General features: G+C 71.6%; 18 protein-coding genes and 1 tRNA gene. 12 read left to right on the top strand and 7 right to left on the bottom strand.

Features of this window, described 5'->3' with window-relative positions:
• Positions 1–14: 14 nt before the first annotated feature.
• The 5 genes from M8J74_RS07450 (at position 15) to M8J74_RS07430 (ending at position 7,068) form a co-directional block, all read left to right on the top strand.
• Positions 15–2,177, top strand: coding sequence for a copper resistance protein CopC (locus tag M8J74_RS07450; protein ID WP_249835644.1), 2,163 nt, complete (start codon positions 15–17; stop codon positions 2,175–2,177).
• 8 nt (positions 2,178–2,185) lie between these two features.
• Positions 2,186–3,469 carry an iron uptake transporter deferrochelatase/peroxidase subunit gene (efeB, locus tag M8J74_RS07445; protein ID WP_249835643.1) on the top strand — a complete coding sequence of 428 codons (1,284 nt, stop codon included), beginning with the start codon at positions 2,186–2,188 and terminating at the stop codon, positions 3,467–3,469.
• A gap of 33 nt (positions 3,470–3,502) precedes the next feature.
• Entirely contained in the window at positions 3,503–4,435 is a 933-nt protein-coding gene (gene pheA / locus M8J74_RS07440; protein WP_249835642.1) for a prephenate dehydratase, read from the top strand.
• 558 nt (positions 4,436–4,993) lie between these two features.
• Positions 4,994–6,271 (top strand): serine--tRNA ligase, encoded by a 1,278-nt coding sequence (serS, locus tag M8J74_RS07435; protein WP_249835641.1) that lies wholly within the window; start codon positions 4,994–4,996, stop codon positions 6,269–6,271.
• On the top strand, positions 6,268–7,068 hold the full coding sequence (locus M8J74_RS07430) for an HAD family hydrolase (protein WP_249835640.1): 801 nt from the start codon (positions 6,268–6,270) through the stop codon (positions 7,066–7,068). The genes serS and M8J74_RS07430 overlap by 4 nt, the downstream gene beginning before the upstream one ends.
• A gap of 28 nt (positions 7,069–7,096) precedes the next feature.
• On the opposite strand, the gene M8J74_RS07425 is transcribed toward M8J74_RS07430, so the two are convergent.
• The 6 genes from M8J74_RS07425 to M8J74_RS07400 form a co-directional block, all read right to left on the bottom strand.
• Positions 7,097–7,202: transfer RNA gene (locus tag M8J74_RS07425), tRNA-OTHER, on the bottom strand.
• A 279-nt stretch (positions 7,203–7,481) separates the two neighbouring features.
• Complete coding sequence (locus M8J74_RS07420; RefSeq protein WP_058924358.1) at positions 7,482–7,682, bottom strand: SGM_3592 family protein; 201 nt, start codon at positions 7,680–7,682, stop codon at positions 7,482–7,484.
• A gap of 80 nt (positions 7,683–7,762) precedes the next feature.
• Positions 7,763–8,482 carry an ABC transporter permease subunit gene (locus M8J74_RS07415; RefSeq protein WP_058924357.1) on the bottom strand — a complete coding sequence of 240 codons (720 nt, stop codon included), beginning with the start codon at positions 8,480–8,482 and terminating at the stop codon, positions 7,763–7,765.
• A gap of 10 nt (positions 8,483–8,492) precedes the next feature.
• Complete coding sequence (locus M8J74_RS07410; protein ID WP_249835639.1) at positions 8,493–9,404, bottom strand: ABC transporter ATP-binding protein; 912 nt, start codon at positions 9,402–9,404, stop codon at positions 8,493–8,495.
• Positions 9,401–10,309 carry an ABC transporter permease subunit gene (locus tag M8J74_RS07405; RefSeq protein WP_249835638.1) on the bottom strand — a complete coding sequence of 303 codons (909 nt, stop codon included), beginning with the start codon at positions 10,307–10,309 and terminating at the stop codon, positions 9,401–9,403. The genes M8J74_RS07410 and M8J74_RS07405 overlap by 4 nt, the downstream gene beginning before the upstream one ends.
• Positions 10,299–11,261: an ABC transporter ATP-binding protein gene (locus M8J74_RS07400; RefSeq protein ID WP_249835682.1), complete on the bottom strand. Its 963-nt coding sequence runs from the start codon at positions 11,259–11,261 to the stop codon at positions 10,299–10,301. Before M8J74_RS07400 ends, M8J74_RS07405 begins: the two co-directional genes overlap by 11 nt.
• Positions 11,262–11,509: 248 nt before the next feature.
• Here M8J74_RS07400 and M8J74_RS07395 point away from each other — a divergent pair, with 248 nt between their 5' ends.
• The 7 genes from M8J74_RS07395 to M8J74_RS07365 all read left to right on the top strand — a co-directional run bounded on the left by M8J74_RS07395 (position 11,510) and on the right by M8J74_RS07365 (position 18,148).
• A complete protein-coding gene (locus tag M8J74_RS07395) occupies positions 11,510–12,352 on the top strand; it encodes a M24 family metallopeptidase (protein WP_249835637.1) in 843 nt (280 codons plus the stop codon).
• Positions 12,349–14,109 carry an SDR family oxidoreductase gene (locus tag M8J74_RS07390; RefSeq protein WP_249835636.1) on the top strand — a complete coding sequence of 587 codons (1,761 nt, stop codon included), beginning with the start codon at positions 12,349–12,351 and terminating at the stop codon, positions 14,107–14,109. Before M8J74_RS07395 ends, M8J74_RS07390 begins: the two co-directional genes overlap by 4 nt.
• A gap of 43 nt (positions 14,110–14,152) precedes the next feature.
• A complete protein-coding gene (locus tag M8J74_RS07385; RefSeq protein WP_249835635.1) occupies positions 14,153–15,091 on the top strand; it encodes a MerR family transcriptional regulator in 939 nt (312 codons plus the stop codon).
• Positions 15,092–15,215: 124 nt separating this feature from the next.
• Positions 15,216–15,764 carry an RNA 2'-phosphotransferase gene (locus tag M8J74_RS07380; RefSeq protein ID WP_249835634.1) on the top strand — a complete coding sequence of 183 codons (549 nt, stop codon included), beginning with the start codon at positions 15,216–15,218 and terminating at the stop codon, positions 15,762–15,764.
• A 19-nt stretch (positions 15,765–15,783) separates the two neighbouring features.
• A complete protein-coding gene (locus M8J74_RS07375; RefSeq protein WP_249835633.1) occupies positions 15,784–16,230 on the top strand; it encodes a hypothetical protein in 447 nt (148 codons plus the stop codon).
• Positions 16,231–16,281: 51 nt separating this feature from the next.
• On the top strand, positions 16,282–17,184 hold the full coding sequence (locus tag M8J74_RS07370; RefSeq protein WP_249835632.1) for an LLM class flavin-dependent oxidoreductase: 903 nt from the start codon (positions 16,282–16,284) through the stop codon (positions 17,182–17,184).
• Positions 17,185–17,260: 76 nt separating this feature from the next.
• Positions 17,261–18,148: an HAD hydrolase family protein gene (locus M8J74_RS07365; protein ID WP_249835631.1), complete on the top strand. Its 888-nt coding sequence runs from the start codon at positions 17,261–17,263 to the stop codon at positions 18,146–18,148.
• A 49-nt stretch (positions 18,149–18,197) separates the two neighbouring features.
• On the opposite strand, the gene M8J74_RS07360 is transcribed toward M8J74_RS07365, so the two are convergent.
• Positions 18,198–19,868: a GAF domain-containing sensor histidine kinase gene (locus tag M8J74_RS07360; protein WP_249835630.1), complete on the bottom strand. Its 1,671-nt coding sequence runs from the start codon at positions 19,866–19,868 to the stop codon at positions 18,198–18,200.
• Positions 19,869–19,898 lie beyond the last annotated feature (30 nt).

Below are 19,898 nucleotides of genomic sequence, written 5' to 3'. Positions count from 1 at the left end.
GGAGAGGCACCACCGTGACACCGACCATCACCCCCCGCCGCACACGGGCGCTGGTGCTGCTGTTCCTGGCCGTGATCGGCGTCCTTCTCGCCGGTGCCGGCCCGGCCTCCGCGCACGCCGCGCTCACCGGCAGCGACCCCGCGCAGGGGGTGGTGGTCGACAAGGCGCCGACCCAGGTCACCCTCGACTTCTCCGAGAAGGTCGCCACCTCCGACGACTCGCTGCGCGTGCTCGACCCCAAGGGCAAGCGCGTCGACACCGGCAAACCGGCGAACATCAGCGGCACCTCGTACGCCGTGCAGCTCAAGAGCGGCCTGCCCGACGGCACCTACACGGTCTCCTGGCAGGTCGTCTCGGCGGACAGCCATCCCGTCGCCGGCGCCTTCACCTTCTCCATCGGCGCCCCCTCCCAGACCACCGTCTCGGTCTCCGGCGACACGGCCGGCGGCGGGGTCGTGGGCTGGCTGTACGGCTTCGGGCGGTACATGTCGTACGCCGGTTTCATCGTCATGGTCGGCGGCGGCGCCTTCGTGCTGGCCTGCTGGCGCCGCGGCTCGGGCGTGCGGGCCGTGCAGCGGCTGGTGGTCTCCGGGTGGCTGGCGCTCACCTCGGCCACCCTTCTGCTGCTGCTCCTGCGCGGCTCCTACACCGGCTCCGGCAAGGTCGGCGACATCTTCGACCTGAGCCTGCTCGGCCAGGTGCTGCAGACCAAGACGGGCGCGGCGCTGGTCTCCCGGCTGCTGCTGCTCGCCGCGGCCGCGCTGTTCATCGCCGTCCTGTTCGGCGCCTACGACAAGCGCGACGAGGAGGAGAAGCGGGACCTGACGTTCGGGCTCGCGATCGGCGGGTTCGTGGTGTCGGCCGGTCTCGCGGCCAGCTGGGCGATGGCCGAGCACGCCTCGACCGGCCTGCAGCCCGGCATCGCGATGCCGGTCGACGTGGTGCATCTGCTCGCGGTCGCGGCCTGGCTGGGCGGGCTCACCGCGCTGCTCGTGGCGCTGTACCGCTCGCCGACACCGGTCGAGGCCTCCGCGGTACGGCGTTTCTCGACGCTCGCCTTCGGCAGCGTCGTCGCCCTCGTCGCGACCGGCGTCTACCAGTCCTGGCGCCAGCTCGGCTCCTGGTCGGCCTTCACCGACACCGCGTACGGGCAGCTGCTCCTCGTCAAGATCGGGCTGGTGGCGCTGCTCGTCGGCATCGCGTCGGTCTCGCGGCGGTGGACGGGACGGCTGGCGGACGGGAGTGACGCGCGGACGGGGGAGAGCGAGGCGTCGGAGGAATCCGCCGGCGAGCCGGCCTCCGGGCAGGAGGAGGCTTCCGCGGACCAGGAGGAGACGTCCGGGGACCGGGCGGCCGCCGGGCACGAGGAGGCGGCCGAGGACGTGCCGCGGCGCAAGGAGCCGGCGGCCGCTCGCGCGGCGGGCGGCTCGGCGAAGACGGCGTCGGGCTCGGGGTCCGCGGTGCAGGGTGCCCGCGGCTCCGCGGTAGAAGGTGCCCGCGGCTCCGCGGCCTCCGACGACTCGGGCGAGGTCGCCGACAGCGGTGCGGCAGGGGCCACCGGGGGCTCCTCCGAGTCCCCCGCCGACTCCCGGCGGGCCGCCCAGCTCGCCCGGCAGCGGGCCGCCGTGGCCACCGCCCGGCAGAAGCGCGAGCGCGATGCCGACCCCGACCGCTTCGGACTGCGGCGCTCCGTGCTCGCGGAGGCGGGTGTGGCCGTCGTCCTGCTCGCCGTCACCACCGTGCTGACGCAGACCGAGCCCGGCCGTACCGAGCAGGAGGCCAAGGCGGCCACGTCGTCCTCTTCTTCCTCCTCTTCGCCGGCGGACTCCTCGTCCGGGGCGGTGACGCTGACCATGCCCTTCGACACGGGCGGCACCGACGGCAAGGGCGTCGTGTCGGTCGACCTCGACCCCGCGCGCGTGGGCGGCAACGAGATGCACGTCTACGTCACCCGGACCAACGGGCGCGCCTTCGACATCCCCGAGGTGAAAGTCGCCTTCACCCTGGAGGCCAGGAAGATCGGGCCGCTGCCCGTCACCCCCGACCGCGTCGCCACCGGCCACTGGGCGGCGAGCGACGTGCAGATCCCCATGGCGGGCGACTGGAAGGTCGCCGTGACCGTGCGCACCTCCGACATCGACCAGGTGACCGTCTCCAAGAACGCGCAGATCGGCTGAACCGCACCATGCCCGAACAGTCCCTTCCGCAGGCCACCGCCCCCACGGGTGCCTCACCGGAGACCTCCTCCTCGCCCGGCGTCTCGCGCCGCGCCCTGCTCGGCACCGCCGGCGCCACCGGCCTCGTGCTCGGCGCGGCGGGCGCCGCCGTGGGATACGCCGCCGCGCCCTCCCAGGCCGCTCCGCTGAGCTCTCTCGGCGCGGACATGGCAATGTTTCACGGGAAACATCAGCCGGGCATCACCGACGGCCTGCAGGCCAAGGGCCACCTCGTCGCCTTCGACCTGGCGCCGGGCGCCGGGCGCAAGGAGGCCGCCGCGCTGCTGCGCCGCTGGTCCGCGACGGCCGAACGGCTGATGGCCGGTGAGTCCGCGTCGAGCGACGACACGTACGTGGCGCGGGACGCCGGGCCGTCCTCGCTGACCGTCACCTTCGGCTTCGGGCACAGCTTCTTCTCCCGCACCGGCCTGGAGAAGCAGCGCCCGGCCTCCCTCGACCCGCTGCCCGACTTCTCCTCCGACCACCTCGACAAGGCCCGCAGCGACGGCGACCTGTGGGTGCAGATCGGCGCCGACGACGCCCTCGTCGCCTTCCACGCCCTGCGCGCGATCCAGAAGGACGCGGGCAGCGCGGCGAAGGTCCGCTGGCAGATGAACGGCTTCAACCGCACGCCGGGTGCCACCGCCCACCCCATGACGGCACGCAACCTCATGGGCCAGCTCGACGGCACCCGCAATCCCAAGCCGGCGGACGCCGACTTCGACCAGCGGATCTTCGTGCCCGCCTCCGGCTCCGGCGACCCGGCCTGGATGGCGAACGGCTCCTACGCCGTCGTACGCCGTATCCGCATGCTGCTCGACGACTGGGAGAAGCTCTCGCTCACCGCTCAGGAGAACGTCATCGGGCGCCGGAAGTCCAACGGCGCCCCGCTGTCCGGCGGCTCCGAGACGACCGCGATGGACCTGGAGAAGACCGACGCCAAGGGCGATCTCGTGGTCCCCCTCAACGCCCACGCCCGGATCAGCCGGCCCGACCAGAACGGCGGGGCGGCCATCCTGCGGCGCCCGTTCTCCTACCACGACGGCATCGACGCCGACGGGGCGCCGGACGCGGGGCTGCTGTTCGTGTGCTGGCAGGCGGACCCGCTGCGCGGCTTCGTCCCCCTGCAGCGCAAGCTCGACCGCGGTGACGCCCTGTCGAAGTACATCCGGCACGAGGCGAGCGGACTGTTCGCGGTACCGGGCGGGGCGGCGAAGGGCGAGTACGTGGGACAGCGGCTGCTGGAAGGGTGAGCCGGGCCGCTTTGGGGCCATTAGGGTGAAGGCATGCCAGCGAGCTACGCCTATCTCGGCCCCGAAGGCACCTTCACCGAGGTCGCCCTGCGCACGCTTCCCGAGGCGGCCACGCGGGAGCTGATCCCGTACGTGTCGGTGCAGTCCGCACTCGACGCGGTCCGCACCGGTGAGGCCGAGGCCGCGTTCGTGCCGATCGAGAACTCCGTCGAGGGCGGGATCACCACCACCCTCGACGAGCTGGTCGCGGGCGCGCCGCTGATGATCTACCGCGAGGTGCTGCTGTCGATCACCTTCGCGCTGCTGGTCAGGCCGGGCACCGAGCTGTCGGACATCAAGACGGTCTCCGCGCACCCGGCCGCCCAGCCGCAGGTGCGCAACTGGCTCAGGAAGAACCTCCCGGACGTCCACTGGGAGTCGGCCGCCTCGAACGCGGATGCCGCCCGCCTGGTCCAGGAGGGGCAGTACGACGCCGCCTTCGCGGGCGAGTTCGCCGCCGCCCGCTACGGCCTCGAGGCCCTGGAGACCGGCATCCACGACGCCGAGAACGCGCAGACCCGTTTCGTGCTCGTCGGCCGGCCCGCCCGGCCCGCGGCGCCGACCGGCGCGGACAAGACGTCCGTCGTACTGTGGCAGCGCGACGACCACCCCGGTGGGCTGCGCGATCTGCTGGGCGAGTTCGCCACCCGCGGCATCAACCTGATGCTGCTGCAGTCCCGCCCGACCGGCGCGGGCATCGGCAACTACTGCTTCTGCATCGACGCCGAGGGCCATATCTCCGACCGCCGGGTGGCCGAGGCCCTCATGGGGCTCAAGCGGATCTGCCTCGAGGTGCGGTTCCTCGGCTCCTACCCGCGTGCCGACGCGGGCGTCGAGAACGTGAGCGCACCGCGGCTGGGGACGTCGGACGAGGAGTTCGTGGCGGCGTCGGACTGGGTGGGGCGCTGCCAGGACGGCAGGTTCTGAGCGGCCCTGCCCGGCTCCGCCCGGCCGTGACCGCGGTCTTACCTGCAGATTTTCGTTATCCACAGGAGTTATCCACAGGTTGGCTTCTCGACCTGGGGACAAGTCGACAAGAACGTGTCAGTCGGTCGACAAATCGGCCCCTGGAGCGCTCCCGGGTTCACCACCGCGCACATCACCCTTCGTCCACTCTTTTCCTTTGCGCAATCCTTTGGGGCGACCGGTTTCCACTCGAAAGTGCGGGTGAGCGAGGTTTGTCCTGGGAATCCTCCGGTTCACGGCCATGTTTCGGAGTGATCAATTCCGCAATCCACAGATCATCCACACAGCCTGTGGATAACTTTCCGGACGGTGTGGACCGCTGTGGACAACCACCGCCCAAGTCCCTTACGGCACAAGGGAATCGGGTCAACCCCGCGCCTGTCACCTGACCCGCCCCGGGGAGGGGGCGCCTTTTATTGACACACCTCGCATGTGCCGCGTAACCGAACGTAGAACGCGATTCGGAACGGAGGGGAATGGAGTCGTGAGGCGTATCCCCGCACCGGTAGCCTTGACCACGTGATTGACCTTCGCCTGCTTCGTGAGGACCCCGACCGTGTGCGCGCGTCCCAGCGCGCCCGTGGAGAGGACGTCGCGCTCGTCGACTCCCTCCTGTCTGCCGACGAGCGGCGCAGGTCCTCCGGCGTCCGCTTCGACGAGCTGCGTGCCGAGCAGAAGCAGCTCGGCAAGCTGATCCCCAAGGCCACGGGTGACGAGAAGGCCGAGCTGCTGAAGAAGGCCGGCCAGCTCGCCGCCGACGTCAAGGCCGCCGACGCCGAGCGCGACGCGGCCGACGCCGAGACCCAGGAGCTGCTGCTCCGGCTCGGCAACCTCGTCCACCCCGACGTGCCCGTCGGCGGCGAGGAGGACTTCGTCACCCTCGAGACGCACGGCACGATCCGCGACTTCGGCGCCGAGGGCTTCGAGCCCAAGGACCACCTGGAGCTCGGCACGCTGCTCGGCGCGATCGACGTCGAGCGCGGCGCCAAGGTCTCCGGCTCCCGCTTCTACTTCCTCACCGGCATCGGCGCCCTGCTGGAGCTGGCGCTCGTCAATGCCGCGATCGCCCAGGCCACCGCGGCCGGCTTCACGCCCATGCTGACGCCCGCCCTGGTGCGCCCCCAGTCGATGGCGGGCACCGGCTTCCTCGGCCAGGCGGCCCAGGACGTCTACCGCCTCGACGCCGACGACCTCTACCTCGTCGGCACCTCCGAGGTCCCCCTCGCCGCGTACCACATGGACGAGATCCTCGACGCCGACCGCCTGCCGCTGCGCTACGCCGGCTTCTCGCCGTGCTTCCGCCGCGAGGCCGGCTCGCACGGCAAGGACACCCGGGGCATCTTCCGCGTCCACCAGTTCGACAAGGTGGAGATGTTCTCCTACGTCGTCCCGGAGGACTCGCAGGCCGAGCACCAGCGCCTGCTGCAGTGGGAGAAGGAGTGGCTGACCTCGCTGGAGCTGCCGTTCCGCGTCATCGACGTGGCCACCGGCGACCTCGGCTCCTCGGCCGCCCGCAAGTTCGACTGCGAGGCGTGGATCCCGACGCAGGGCAAGTACCGCGAGCTGACGTCGACCTCGGACTGCACCGAGTTCCAGTCCCGCCGCCTGTCGATCCGCTTCCGCGACGGCAAGCAGGTCAAGCCGCTGGCGACGCTCAACGGCACACTGTGCGCCGTACCGCGCACGATCGTGGCGATCCTGGAGAACCACCAGCAGGCCGACGGCTCCGTGTACGTGCCCCCGGTGCTGCGCCCGTACCTGGGCGGCCGGGAGGTCCTGGAGCCGGCCGCCAAGTGACCGACTTCCCCTACCGGCTCGTCGCGACCGACCTCGACGGAACGCTGCTGCGCTCCGACGAGTCGGTCTCGCGCCGCACCCGTGACGCCCTCGCCGCGGCCGCCGCGGCGGGCGCCGCGCACATCGTCGTCACCGGCCGCGGCGCGCCGTGGACCCGGCACATCCTCGACGACCTCGGCTACGACGGCCTCGCCGTCTGCGGTCAGGGCGCACAGGTCTACGACGCCAAGGAGCACCGGCTGCTGACGTCCGTGACACTGGACCGGCAGCTGGCGGGCGTCGCCCTGGCCAAGATCGAGGCGGAGGTCGGCCCCCTGCACCTGGCGGCCAGCCGGGACGGACTGGACGGCGACGTGCTGGTGGGGCCGGGCTACGCGGTCACCGGCTCGCTGCCCGCGGTCCCCTTCACGGACGCGGCGGACCTGTGGGCCGCCCCGCTGAACAAGATCTACATACAGCATCCGGCGCTCACCGACGACGAGCTGGCCGAGGCGGCCCGCCGGGCCGCGGGCGGCTTCGTCACCGTCGCCATGGCGGGCGCGGGCATCGTGGAACTGCTGCCGCTCGGCCTGTCGAAGGCGACGGGGCTGTCGCTGGCGGCCCGCAGGCTCGGGGTGAAGGCGGCGCAGACCATCGCCTTCGGCGACATGCCGAACGACATCCCGATGTTCGCGTGGGCGGCCCGGGGCGTGGCGATGGCCAACGCGCACCAGGAGCTGAAGGCGGTCGCGGACGAGGTGACGGCCTCCAACGAGGAGGACGGCATCGCGGTGGTGCTGGAGCGGTTGCTGGGCTGAGCCGGCGGTCGTGGCCGGCCGCCTTCTGCGGAGGATGCACGGATCGAACGTGCGCGGGCTTTCCAGGCCCGACCATGACTTGCTTTGAATCGAACACAGCGCAAGCCAGTGCCTTACCACTCGGCCAATCCTCCGGGTGGGCGGCCCACGCGAGAGCGACATCGCGTGCTCGAAGCGGCCGCCCCGGACAGTTCCTGGGGGTGACTCGACGGTGGGTAACTACACCGGAGTCCTCACCGGACTGCCCTGACGGGAGCTGGACGTACTGTCGTGCATGGACATCGCCCGGCTCCTCTCCCAGAACGTGGCACCGAAGTCGCCGTGCCTGTGCACGGTTTCCGGCGGTGTGGACACAACCATCGTGCCTGTACGCCGCGTTGGGCGCCACTGATTAAACGGGGCCGAGGATCGGGCTACCGGCGCCGCCACTTGCGGCGCCGGGCCTTGCTGAAGAACCAGCCCGCCGGCGGCTCGTCGGAGCGCCACGGCTGCGGCTCCGGCTCCTCGGCGCGCCAGCGGGCGGCGAGCATACGGGCGCGGGCTGAGGGCTCGGCGGTCCCGGCGGACCGGATGAAGTCCTCGTCCAGGACCAGGTCGTCCCAGTCGTCTGCCATCGCCTTTCCTCTCAGCCCGGCCTTCCCTCCTGCCCAGTCTGCCCGGGCAGGGGTGAGGTCTCCGTCAGTAAAAGCGGCGTCTACTCCTCGCCCGCCAGCGTCAGCGAGCGCAGCTTCTGCCCCGCGTACCAGGTGGCCAGGACCGTCACCGCGACCAGGAACACCGTCGCCGTGGTCAGCCCGACGTCCGAGGTCACCAGGTCACCGCCGGCCACCTTGTGGGCGACGGCCAGCGACCACTGCTGGACGCTGAGGGTGCGCGCGCCGGGCACCAGGGAGCCGAACAGGGCCTCCCAGACCAGCGCGTAGACGAGACCGAAGACGACCGCGTGCCGGGACACCGTGCCCAGCAGCAGGAACAGCGCCGCGTACGCGATGGACGACACCAGGGCGGCCACCGTGTAGGCGACGGCGATCTGCTGGCCGTTGCCGTTGAGGACGAACCCGGCGATCAGCGTGGGCAGAGCCGAGAAGACCATGGTCACGGCGATGGCCACGATCAGCTTGGTGAAGATGATCGTCGGCCGTTTGATCGGCTTGGACAGCAGGTACACCACCGAGCCGTCGTCGATCTCCGGGCCGATCGCGCCGGTCCCGGCGATGACACCGATGATCGGCACCATGGTGGCGAGCGCGAGGCTGCCCAGCAGGTCCGCCGCCGTCTGGTCGTCGGCTCCGACGAGAGCGCGCACGATCACGGAGATCACGATCAGCAGCAGCGGCAGCGCGCCCAGGATGAGGGCCCGCCGGCGGCCGAGCAGGGCCCGGTAGGTGAGTCGGGCGACTGTGGGGTCGTACATCTTCGGCCTCCTACGCCGCGACCAGGTAAGAGAACACGGACTCGAGCGACTCGTCGGACGGCGAGACCGTCAGCAGCCGGATGCCGTGGTCGCGGGCGACCCGCGGCAACAGCACGGTGAAACGGCCGAAGTCGACGGCCTGGATGCGCAACGCGCCCTCGGCGAGGTCGACTTCGATGCCGGACGTCGACGGGTCGGCGATCAGCGCCGCCGCGAGCGCGCGGTCGTCGCTGGAGCGCACCAGGTAGCGGTGCGGGCGGTCGGTCATCAGGCGGCGGATCTTGCGGAAGTCGCCGCTGGCCGCGTGCCGTCCGGCCACGACCACCTCGATGTGCCAGGCGAGCTGCTCGACCTCTTCGAGGATGTGGGACGAGAACAGCACCGTGCGGCCCTCGTCGCCCATGCGGCGCAGCAGGTCCATGAGCTGCATGCGCTGGCGCGGGTCCATGCCGTTGAAGGGCTCGTCCAGCAGCAGCAGCGAGGGGTCGTGGACCAGGGCGGAGGCCATCTTCACGCGCTGGCGCATGCCCTTGGAGTACGTGGAGATCTTGCGGTCCTGCGCGTACTCCATCTCGACCGTGGCCAGCGCCTTCTGGGCCGCCTTGGCGCCCAGACCGTGCAACTCCGCGTTGGCGACGACGAATTCACGGCCGGTGAGGAAGTCGTACATCGCCTCGCGCTCGGGGACGACGCCGATGTGCTTGTAGATCGCCTCGTTGCGCCACACCTGCTGACCGTCGAGGGTAACGGAGCCGGTGGAGGGGGCCAGGAAGCCGCCCATCATGTTGATCAGGGTGGACTTGCCGGCGCCGTTCGGGCCGAGCAGGCCGGTGACGCCGGGGCCGATGGTCATGGTGATGTCGTTGACGGCGACCACGTTGCCGAACCAGCGGGAGACGTGGTCGATGCTGAGCGTGGTCACAATCCCACCTTCTTGTAGCGGCGCAGCAGGAGGCCGTAGGCGGCGGCGATCAGGCCCAGGACGACCAGGACGTACACCACGCCCTCGGCGTGCGTGGGACCGACCGCGCCCGGGAACGCCGAGCTCGCGCCGAGGAAGGCCGACTGGACCCCGTCGATCAGCGTGACGGGCGAGAAGAGGCCGATCCAGGGGACGGCGCTCGAGCTGCCCTGGGCGTCGGCGATCGCCTGCAGCGTGGAGACCGCGCCGTAGGAGATGGTCAGCACGGCGATCACGGCCGCGATGCCGAAGCCGCGGCGCGGCGTGACCGAGGCGATGACCAGGCCGATGCCGGCGAAGAGCAGCGAGAGCAGCGCCACGGAGACCAGTCCCTGACCGAATCCCTTGGTCTGGTCGGCGAAGTCCAGCTTGGCCAGCAGCGCGCCCACGTAGAGCACGATCAGCGGGGCCGCGGTGAGGATGAACAGCGCCGAGGCCAGCGCCGCGAACTTGGCGCGGACGTAGTCGGCGGTCTCGATCGGCCGGGAGAAGTACAGCGGGACGGTCTTGAAGCGCAGGTCCCGCGAGACCGACTGGGGCGCCTGGGAGGCGACGTACAAACTGATGACGGCCTGCATGATGATCGCGTAGCGCGTGTAGTCGACCGGCAGGTCCTTGGCCTTGGTGGCGACCGCGACGGCGACCATGATGGCCGCGGGCACGCACATCACCACGAACAGCAGCATCGGCAGGACCTTGGACTTGATGGAGCGTCCGAGGCCGTAGGCGCCGCGCAGGGACTGCGAGTACAGGGAGCGGGTCGCGTAGGAACGGCCCAGCCGGGGGCCGTCGTAGTTGCGGTAGCCGATGTTGTGGATGCGGGTCTGGTCACCCGGCGCTGTCGGCATGGGCTGCTCAACCGCCATGGACGGCCGCCTCCTTCCGCTGCTCGTCCTCGCTGGTGAAGACCTCCGAGATGTGGTGCCGGCGCTGCTCCATGCGGACCAGGCCGAGGCCGAGGTCGGCGACGAGGTCCCGCACGAGGTCGTAGGTCTCCTCGCCCTGTGCGGTCAGCAGCAGGATGTGGCCGGCGCCCGGCAGGCCGCTGCCCGCCTCGACGCTCACCCCGCGCGCGTGGAGCGCCTCGCGCATCGCACGCGTGCCGTCCGGATGCTCGTCGGTGTCGGTGACCTCGACGGCGATGGTGGTCGTGGTCTGGGTGAAGTCCGTGGTGGAGCTGGAACGCAGGAGCTTGCCGCCGTCGATGATCACGACGTGGTCGCAGGTGCGCTCCAGCTCTCCCAGCAGGTGGGAGGTGACCAGGACCGAGATGCCGAAGTCCGTGTGGATGCGGCGGATCAGCCCGAGCATCTCGTCGCGGCCGACCGGGTCCAGGCCGTTGGTCGGCTCGTCCAGGAAGACCAGCTGCGGGTCGTGGACGAGGGCCTGCGCGAGCTTCACGCGCTGCTTCATGCCGGTCGAGTAGCCGCCGATGGGGCGGTAGCGCTCCTCGTACAGACCGACGTGACGCAGCGTGTCCGCCGTGCGCTCACGGGCGGCCGTCGGCGGCAGCCCGGACATGCGGGCCATGTGGACGACGAACTCGGTCGCCGAGACGTCCGGCGGCAGGCAGTCGTGCTCCGGCATGTAGCCGACCCGCTCACGGATGGCCGCGCCCTTGGTCGCGACGTCGAGCCCGAGCACTTCGGCACGGCCCTCCGAGGCGGGGGACAGACCCAGCAGAATCTTGATCAAGGTCGACTTGCCGGCTCCGTTGGCTCCGACGAGCCCGGTCACACCGGGTCCGACGTCGACGGAGAGCCGGTCAAGCGCGGTCACCCGGGGGAACCGCTTGCTCAGGCTTTCGGTCGCGATCACAGTCACAGGTTCGACGATAGTGACGTGGACCACGGCACACGTCAGCCCGCAGAGCTGTCTTCGCCTCAGCCTCCAGACGTACGGGACCGTAGGGGTACCCCCTACTTGAGAGCTACGCACAGTGACACGGCACGGAGAGTTGTCCACAGGCCGAAGCCCGCCTATTGACGCAGCCTCTAACAACTGTCACATTCGCCAGTGTCAAGTTACGAGCACGTACCGCAGTCGCGGACGGGAGTGGCGGTGGCATGACGACGGCATGGTCAGGTGAACTCTCCGCAAGGCTGCGCGGGTTCCGCGAGGTACAGCGCCTCGCCTACGAGTGCGCCGAGGCGGTCGCCGCCCAGCTGCGGCCGGGCGTGACCGAGCGCGAGGCGGCCCGCATGCAACGGGCGTGGCTGCGCGAGCGGGGCGTGCGGGACTGGTTCCACCTCCCCTTCGCCTGGTTCGGGGACCGCACGGCGTTCGTGAACTTCCGCGTCCCGCTCCAGTTCTTCCCCACCGACCGCCGGCTGGAGCCGGGGATGCCCTTCATCCTCGACATGGCCCCGGTCCTCGACGGCTGCACCGCGGACATCGGCTACTCCGGCTCGCTCGGCGCCAACCCGGTGCAGGAGCGGCTCATGGCCGACCTGGAGGCACACCGCGACCTGATCCTGCGCGAGGTGCGCGAGCGGCGCCCCTTGCGGACGATCTACGAGGACGTGGACCGCCTCATGGTCCGGCAGGGATACGCCAACCGGCACCGCGCCTACCCCTTCGGCGTCATCGCCCACAAGGTGGACCGGGTGAAGCAGCGCCGCTTCTCCCCCCACCTGTTCGGCTTCGGCGCACAGTCCCTGAAGGGGCTCGCGAGCGACGCGCTGCACGGCCACCGCGAGGGCTGGTCCCCGCTGTGGTCGCCGTACCGCTTCTCCGACCACCCGCCGCGGCCGGGCCTGTGGGCGGTCGAACCCCACCTCGGATTCCGGGGCACCGGCGCGAAGTTCGAGGAGATCCTCGTCGTCACCGACTCCGGGGACCCCGAGGAGAGCGCCTTCTGGCTGGACGACGACCTGCCGCACGTGCGGCGCTGGGCGAAGGAGATGTGACAGTGCTGAAGGGTGCGCGAGAGCGCCGGGTGCGGACCGGCGGGATCGAGTTGTGCGTCGCCGAGCTGGGGGACGCGGGACAGCCGACGGTGGTGCTGGTGCACGGCTACCCGGACAGCAAGGAGGTGTGGTCCGAGGTCGCCGGCCGGCTCGCGGAACACTTCCACGTCGTCCTGTACGACGTCCGGGGACACGGCCGGTCGACGGCCCCGAAGCCCCTGCGTGGCGGCTTCACCCTGGAGAAGCTCACGGACGACTTCCTGGCCGTGATCGACGCGGTCAGCCCGGGCCGGCCCGTGCACCTGGTCGGGCACGACTGGGGTTCCGTGCAGTCCTGGGAGTTCGTCACCGTCGCCCGCACCGAGGGCCGCATCGCCTCCTTCACCTCCATGTCCGGACCCTGCCTGGACCACTTCGGCCACTGGATCGACCAGCGCCTGAGGAAGCCCACCCCGCGCCGCGTCGGCCAGCTCCTCGGCCAGGGCGCCAAGTCCTGGTACGTGTACGCCCTGCACACACCCGTGCTGCCCGAACTGGCCTGGCGCGGCCCCCTCGGCAAGCGCTGGCCGCGCATCCTGGAGCGCGTCGAGAAGGTCCCCGGCGGCGACTACCCGACCTCCTCGCTCCCTCAGGACGCGGCACACGGCGCCTGGCTGTACCGCGACAACGTCCGCGCGCGGCTGCGCCACCCGCGCCCCGACGCCCACGCACACGCGCCCGTGCAGCTCATCACGCCCCTCGACGACGCCTTCCTCTCGGAGCGGCTCTACGACGACCTGGACCGCTGGGTCCCCCGGCTGACCCGCCGCACCCTTCCGGCCAAGCACTGGATACCCCGCACCCGGCCCGACCAACTGACCGCCTGGATCACCGAGTTCGTGCGGTCGGTCGAGGACGGCAGGCCCGAGCCGGTGAAGCCCACCGGCAAGTACGCCGACCGCTTCGGCGGACAGCTCGTCCTGGTCACCGGCGCGGGCAGCGGCATCGGCCGGGCCACGGCGTTCGCCTTCGCCGAGGCCGGCGCGCGCGTCATCGCCGTCGACCGGGACGCCGAGTCCGCCGCCCGCACCGCCGAGCTGTCCCGGCTGATCGGCGCCCCCGAGGCCTGGCCGGAGACCGTCGACGTCTCCGACGAGCAGGCCATGGAGAAGCTCGCCGACAAGGTCGCCACCCAGTACGGCGTGCTCGACGTGCTGGTGAACAACGCCGGTATCGGCCTGGGCGGTTCGTTCTTCGACACCACACCGGAGGACTGGAAGAAGGTCCTCGACGTCAACCTGTGGGGCGTCATCCACGGCTGCCGGCTCTTCGGCAGGCAGATGGCCGAGCGCGGACAGGGCGGCCACATCGTCAACACCGCCTCCGCGGCGGCCTACCAGCCCTCCAAGGCGCTGCCCGCCTACAGCACCTCCAAGGCCGCCGTGCTCATGCTCAGCGAGTGCCTGCGCGCCGAACTCGCCGGCCGGGGCATCGGCGTGAGCGCGATCTGCCCCGGCTTCGTCAACACCAACATCACCTCGACCGCGCGCTTCGCGGGCGTGGACGCCGAGGAGGAGAAGCGGCGGCAGAAGCGCACGGCACGGCTGTACGGCCTGCGCAACTACCCGCCGGAGAAGGTCGCCGACGCGATCCGTCGCGCCGTCGTACGCAACCAGGCGGTCGTGCCCGTCACCCCCGAGGCCCGCGGCGCCCACCTCATGTCCCGGTTCACCCCGCGCGCACTGCGGGCGATCGCGCGGCTGGAACCCCCGCTGTGAGCGGCGCCGGCGTCGCCTGCGGGCGGCCTGCCCGGACCGCGCCGTGACCGAGGCGGCCGTCTACCGGATCGAGGACCTGGCGCACGTCAGCGGCGCCAGCGTCCGCACCATCCGCGCCTACCAGGACCGCGGCCTCCTGCCCCGCCCCGAGCGCCGCGGCCGCGCCAACCTCTACTCCGACGCCCATCTGGCCCGTCTGCGCCAGATCGCCGACCTCCTCGACCGCGGCTACGGCCTGGCCTCCATCAAAGAGCTTCTGGAGGCGTGGGACACCGGCCGGGGCCTGGGCGGGGTCCTCGGGCTGGTCGCCGAGGTGGACGGTCCGTGGACCGACGAGGAGGCCGTGCGGATCTCCCGCGCCGAGCTGGACGAGCGGTTCGGCGGGTCCCCCGACGACGAGGCCGTCGCCGACGCCGTGGAACTCGGCGTGCTGGAGCCGGTGCCCGGCGACGACGACTGCTTCCTCGTGCCGAGCCCCCAAGAGCTCGCCGTGGCGGTCGAGTTGCACGGCGCCGGGGTGCCGTTGTCCGCGATCGCCGGTCATCTGCGGGAGTTGAGGGGGCAGGTCGAGCACATCGCTTCCCGGTTCCTGGAGTTCACCACCGAGCACGTCTTCGCGCGCTACCTCCAGGGACCGCACCGCCCGACCGACGCGGACGCGGCCGAGGCGGCCTCGCTCGTACGGCGACTGCGGCCCCTGGCCCAGCAGACGGTCGACGCCGAACTCGCGCGGGCCATGCGGTCGTTGGCGGTGCGGCAGCTGCGCCGGCAGCTGGGTGCGGGGGAGACGCCGCAGAAGCGTCCGACCTCACGCTCCGTGGCCCTGCCGGAGGAGACGATCAGGGCCGTGGAAGGGCTGGTTGGAGCGGAGCGGGTCGCGGAGTTCGTGGCGCTGGCGGCCGAACGCGAGGTACGGGCAAGGGAGTTGGACGCGCTCACGTCAAAGGGGCGGGCCCCTGCTGATCTTGACGAACAGGGCTGACATGTAAAGGTAGTTGTCCACAGAATCGCCAAGTAGCCTGTGGATAACTACAGTTGGTTGTGGATCAAACCTGCGGACGAAAAATTGTCTGCGTGATCCGCGTCTCTCCCGCCATCCTGAGCGGATGGACGAACGACGCACCGTGAAGGTGTCGAAGTACCTCTCGAAGCACCTGCGCCACCAGCCCGAGCGGATCGGGCTGAGCCTCGACGAGGCGGGCTGGGTCGAGATCGACGTACTGATCGCCGCGGCCGCCGCCCATGGCTTCCGCTTCACCCGCGAGGAACTGGACCACGTCGTCGCGCACAACGACAAGAAGCGCTTCGCCGTCGAAGGCACCCGGATCCGCGCCAGCCAGGGACACAGCGTCGACGTCGACCTCGGGCTGGCCCCGGCGACCCCGCCGCCGTACCTCTACCACGGCACCGTCGCCCGCAACCTGGACGCGATCCGCGCAGAAGGGCTGCGCCCGATGAACCGGCACGACGTCCACCTCTCGCCCGACCGCGAGACGGCCACCCGCGTCGGCGCCCGGCGCGGCCGGCCCGTCGTGCTCAGTGTGGACGCGGGCGCCATGCACCGCGACGGCCATGTCTTCCACGTCAGCGAGAACGGCGTGTGGCTGACGCGCGCCGTACCGCCGCGGTACCTGCGGTTCCCCGAACCGCACTGACCCCGGCATGATCAGAGGTATGGACCACTTCCCGACCACCGAGACCGCCGTCACCGCGCTGCGCGCCCTCGCCGCGGAGTACGGCCGCGAGATCGAGGTCACCCACGACATCGGCGCCGACCAGACCTCCCGCCGCAGCGCCGCGGGCGTCGGCGTCACCACCGACCCGGACGGCTCCCTGCCGCACGAGGCCTACGCCGAGTTCGGCGGCCTGCCCCGGGTCGGCGTCCGGCTCTACCCGGACGACGACGCACTGATCACCGTCGAGGGCGTCGAGTGCCCGGACATCGCCCGCGACGACGTGTCGGCCTTCCTCCGCTCCCTCTTCGACGGCCGGGCCTTCGTCAAGGCCCGCCGGTTTCCGCCCGGCTACTTCCTGATCGTGCCGCTGCCGCAGGACCGCACCCACCGCGAGTACCTGCCGATGCTCACCCTCACGCCCTGGCTCAGCGGCCGCGTGCGATGACGGACGGTGACTGTTTCACGTGAAACCCCCTGCGGCGCATACGCTCGGTTCATGAGTCTGCGTCTGAGCACCGTGATCCTCCCCCACCGCCGCTGGCACGAGGGCGGCCGTTCGGCATGGCAGCGGGCGGAGCAACTCGGCTTCCACACCGCCTACACCTATGACCACCTGTCCTGGCGGAGCTTCAGGGACGGCCCGTGGTTCGGCGCCCTGCCGACGCTGACCGCGGCGGCCGGTGTGACCGACCGGATGCGCCTGGGCACGCTGGTGACCTCGCCGAACTTCCGGCACCCGGTGACCCTCGCCAAGGAGCTGATCTCCCTCGACGACATCTCGGGCGGCCGCGTCACGCTCGGCATCGGCGCGGGCGGCACCGGATTCGACGCCACCGCGCTCGGCCAGGAACCCTGGACGCCGCGCGAGCGGGCCGACCGGCTCGCCGAGTTCGTGCCGCTGCTGGACCGGCTGCTGACCGAGGACGCGGTGTCGTACGAGGGCGACTACTACTCGGCGCACGAGGCGCGCAACATCCCCGGGTGCGTGCAGCGCCCCCGGCTGCCCTTCGCGGTGGCCGCGACCGGGCCGCGCGGACTGAGGCTCGCGGCGCGCCACGGACAGGCGTGGGTGACCACCGGTGACCCCCGGCTGTACGAGAACGGCACGCCCGAGCAGTCGGTCCGGGCCCTGCGCGGACAGTCCGAGAAGCTGGCGGACGCCTGCGCCGAGATCGGCCGGGACGTGGCCGGAATGGACCGCATCCTGCTCACCGGCTTCACCCCGGACCGCGCCCGCCCGCTGCAGTCGCTGGAAGCGTTCGTGGACTTCGCCGGCCGCCACCGTGACCTGGGCTTCACGGAGATCGTGATCCACTGGCCCATCCCGGACTCGGACTTCGCCGCCGACGAGAAGGTCTTCGAGCAGATCGCCATGGAAGCCGCGGGCCGCCTCGGCTGAGCCGACAGGGGGTGACGGTGCAGGTGAGGACGGTAACCACTCACCTGCGCGGACTCCCGCACGGGCGTGCGGGCATATGCGGGAGAATGGGCGGGTGACCTCAGCGACTCGACAGCCCGAGACCCCGGCCGCAGCCGTCCCGCCCCGGCTCATAGCCACCGATCTCGACGGCACCCTGCTGCGGGACGACAAATCGGTCTCCCCCCGCACGGTCGCCGCCCTCGCCGCCGCCGAGGAGGCGGGTGTCGAGGTCTTCTTCGTCACCGGCCGCCCGGCCCGCTGGATGGACGTCGTCAGCGACCACGTCCACGGCCACGGCCTGGCGATCTGCGGCAACGGCGCCGCCGTGGTCGACCTGCACGGCGGCCCCGGCGCCCACCGGTTCGTGAAGGTGCGGGAGCTGGCGCGGCAGAACGCGCTGGACGCCGTACGGCTGCTGCGCGAGGCGGCGCCCGGCACGGTGTACGCGGTCGAGCAGACCTACGGCTTCCACCAGGAGCCGGACTACCCCAAGCTGCACATGGAGATCCCGGACGAACTCGCGCCGGCCGAGGACCTGCTCGCGCCGGACGGCCCCGGTGCCGCCGAGCCCGTACTGAAGATCCTCGCCTACCACCCCACGCTCGACCCGGACGGTTTCCTCACCACCGCCCGCCTCGCCCTCGGCGACCGCGCCAACGTCACCCGGTCCAGCCCCAGCGCCCTGCTGGAGATCAGCGGCCCCGGCGTCTCCAAGGCCAGCACGCTCGCCCTGTGCTGCGCCGAGCGCGGCATCTCCCACGAGGAGGTCGTCGCCTTCGGCGACATGCCGAACGACGTCGAGATGCTGACCTGGGCGGGCCGGTCGTACGCCATGGGCAACGCCCACCCGGACGTCATCGCCGCCGCCTCGGGCCGCACGGTCGCCAACAACGACGACGGGGTGGCGGTCATCATCGAACGGATGCTGGCGCAGCGCGCATAGCCCGCCCGGCCGACGTCGTGCGGGCAGCGTTCGGGCGAGCCCGCACGACTCAGTACGGCGCCTCCCACACCACCGTCGTACCGCCACCGCCCCCGCCGAGTCCCGGCCCGTGCCGGCTGTCGCCGCCGAGGGATCGCGCGCGCCGTTCGAGGTTGCCGAGGCCACTGCGCCGGCCACCGGGAGGAATGCCGACGCCGTCGTCGGCGACGGTCAGCCGGACGCCGGGACGCCCGTCCGGCAGCGTCGCCGTCGCGTCGACCTCCACGTCGATCCGACCGGCCCCGGCGTGCCGGAAGGCGTTGGAGAGGGCCTCGCGCAGGGCCGCGACGAGGTTCTTGCCGGTGAGGTCGCCCACGAGGGCGTCGACGGCACCGACGAAGCGATGCGAGGGCATGAAGCCGAGCGGGACCGCGGCGGTGTCGATCTCCCGCAGCACCCGCGAGCACAGGCCCGCGGGAGCCTCGGCCGGGCCCTGCTCCAGCGCGAAGACCGCGGTGCGGATCTCCTGGATGGTGACGTCGAGTTCGCCGACCGCCCGGCCGACGCCCGCACGCACCTCGGGCACCCGCGACCGGCGCTGCGCGCTCTCCAGCATCATCCCGGTCGCGAACAGCCGCTGGACGACCAGGTCGTGCAGGTCCCGGGCGATTCGGTCGCGGTCCTCGTAGACCGCGAGTTGCTCCCGGTCGCGGTGTGCCTCGGCCATCATCAGCGCGAGCGCGGCATGCGAGGCGAACTGGACGGCCAGAGTCCGCTCGGTTCGCGTGAAGGGCCGCTCTCCGCGTGCCCGGGGTGTGACGAGGGCGCCCAGGACGCGGCCGGCGCTCTGCAGGGGCACCATCATGACGGGCCCGTAGGCGCGGCCGTACTCGGTCGTCATCCGCGGGTCGGTGCTCGCGTCCGCCACGAACACCGGCTCTCCGGCGAGGAGTTCGGCGATCAGTTCGTTCTCCGCCGGGACGACCGCGCCCAGCAGGGCCGACGGCCGGTGCGACGCCACGGCGACGATCTCCAGGCCGCCCTCGTCGGCGGGCAGCAGCACGGCCCCGGCGGCCGATCCCGACAGCCGGCGGGCCTGCTCCGCGACGACCTGCAACGCGTCGTCGGCGTCGTCCCCGGACAGCAGGGCCGTGGTGACGGCGACCGATCCGTCGATCCATCGCTCGCGCTGCTCGGCGGCCTCGTACAGACGGGCGTTGCCCACGGCGATCCCGGCCTCCGCGGCCAGGACCCGGACCATGTCGAGATCGTCGTCGTCGAACGGCTGCCCGTCCCGCTTCTCCGCCAGATACAGATTGCCGAAGACCTCGCCCTGCACCCGGATGGGCAGCCCCAGGAAGGCGCGCATCGGCGGATGGTGCTCGGGGAAGCCGCACGCGCGCGGGTCCTGTGCGAGATCCGCGAGCCGCACCGGCTGCTCGTCCCGGATCAGCGCGCCGAGCAGCCCGGTACGACCGTCCGGCAACCGCCCGATCCGCCGGGCGGTGGCCTCGTCGACCCCGTGGTGCACGAAGTCCGCCAGGCCGTCGCCGTCCTCGTCGACGACCCCGATGGCCGCGTACCGGGCGCCGGTCAGACCGGCCGCGGTCGCGCAGATGCGGTCCAGCGTGGAGTGCAGTTCGAGCCCGCTGCCGACCGAGAGCACCGCCTCCAGCAACCGCGGCACACGGGCGGCCCGCTCGGCGGACCGCCCAGGACCGGAGGATGACGCCACGGACATGCCCCGAGAGTAATCAGCCCCCTTTGTCAC

It is taken from the genome of Streptomyces panaciradicis (assembly GCF_023516615.1).
GTDB classification, from domain to species: domain Bacteria; phylum Actinomycetota; class Actinomycetes; order Streptomycetales; family Streptomycetaceae; genus Streptomyces; species Streptomyces panaciradicis.
This window is presented reverse-complemented; position numbering and strand designations above follow the sequence as displayed.

Excerpts from the sequence above, each read along its gene's own strand:
- efeB (WP_249835643.1), top strand. The coding sequence starts at position 2,186 with ATGCCCGAACAGTCCCTTCCGCAGGCCACCGCCCCCACGGGTGCCTCA.
- M8J74_RS07420 (WP_058924358.1), bottom strand. The coding sequence starts at position 7,682 with ATGGCAGACGACTGGGACGACCTGGTCCTGGACGAGGACTTCATCCGG.
- M8J74_RS07395 (WP_249835637.1), top strand. The coding sequence starts at position 11,510 with ATGACGACGGCATGGTCAGGTGAACTCTCCGCAAGGCTGCGCGGGTTC.
- M8J74_RS07375 (WP_249835633.1), top strand. The coding sequence starts at position 15,784 with ATGGACCACTTCCCGACCACCGAGACCGCCGTCACCGCGCTGCGCGCC.
- M8J74_RS07365 (WP_249835631.1), top strand. The coding sequence starts at position 17,261 with ATGCGGGAGAATGGGCGGGTGACCTCAGCGACTCGACAGCCCGAGACC.
- pheA (WP_249835642.1), top strand. The coding sequence starts at position 3,503 with ATGCCAGCGAGCTACGCCTATCTCGGCCCCGAAGGCACCTTCACCGAG.
- M8J74_RS07370 (WP_249835632.1), top strand. The coding sequence starts at position 16,282 with ATGAGTCTGCGTCTGAGCACCGTGATCCTCCCCCACCGCCGCTGGCAC.
- M8J74_RS07405 (WP_249835638.1), bottom strand. The coding sequence starts at position 10,309 with ATGGCGGTTGAGCAGCCCATGCCGACAGCGCCGGGTGACCAGACCCGC.
- M8J74_RS07360 (WP_249835630.1), bottom strand. The coding sequence starts at position 19,868 with ATGTCCGTGGCGTCATCCTCCGGTCCTGGGCGGTCCGCCGAGCGGGCC.
- M8J74_RS07380 (WP_249835634.1), top strand. The coding sequence starts at position 15,216 with ATGGACGAACGACGCACCGTGAAGGTGTCGAAGTACCTCTCGAAGCAC.
- M8J74_RS07415 (WP_058924357.1), bottom strand. The coding sequence starts at position 8,482 with ATGTACGACCCCACAGTCGCCCGACTCACCTACCGGGCCCTGCTCGGC.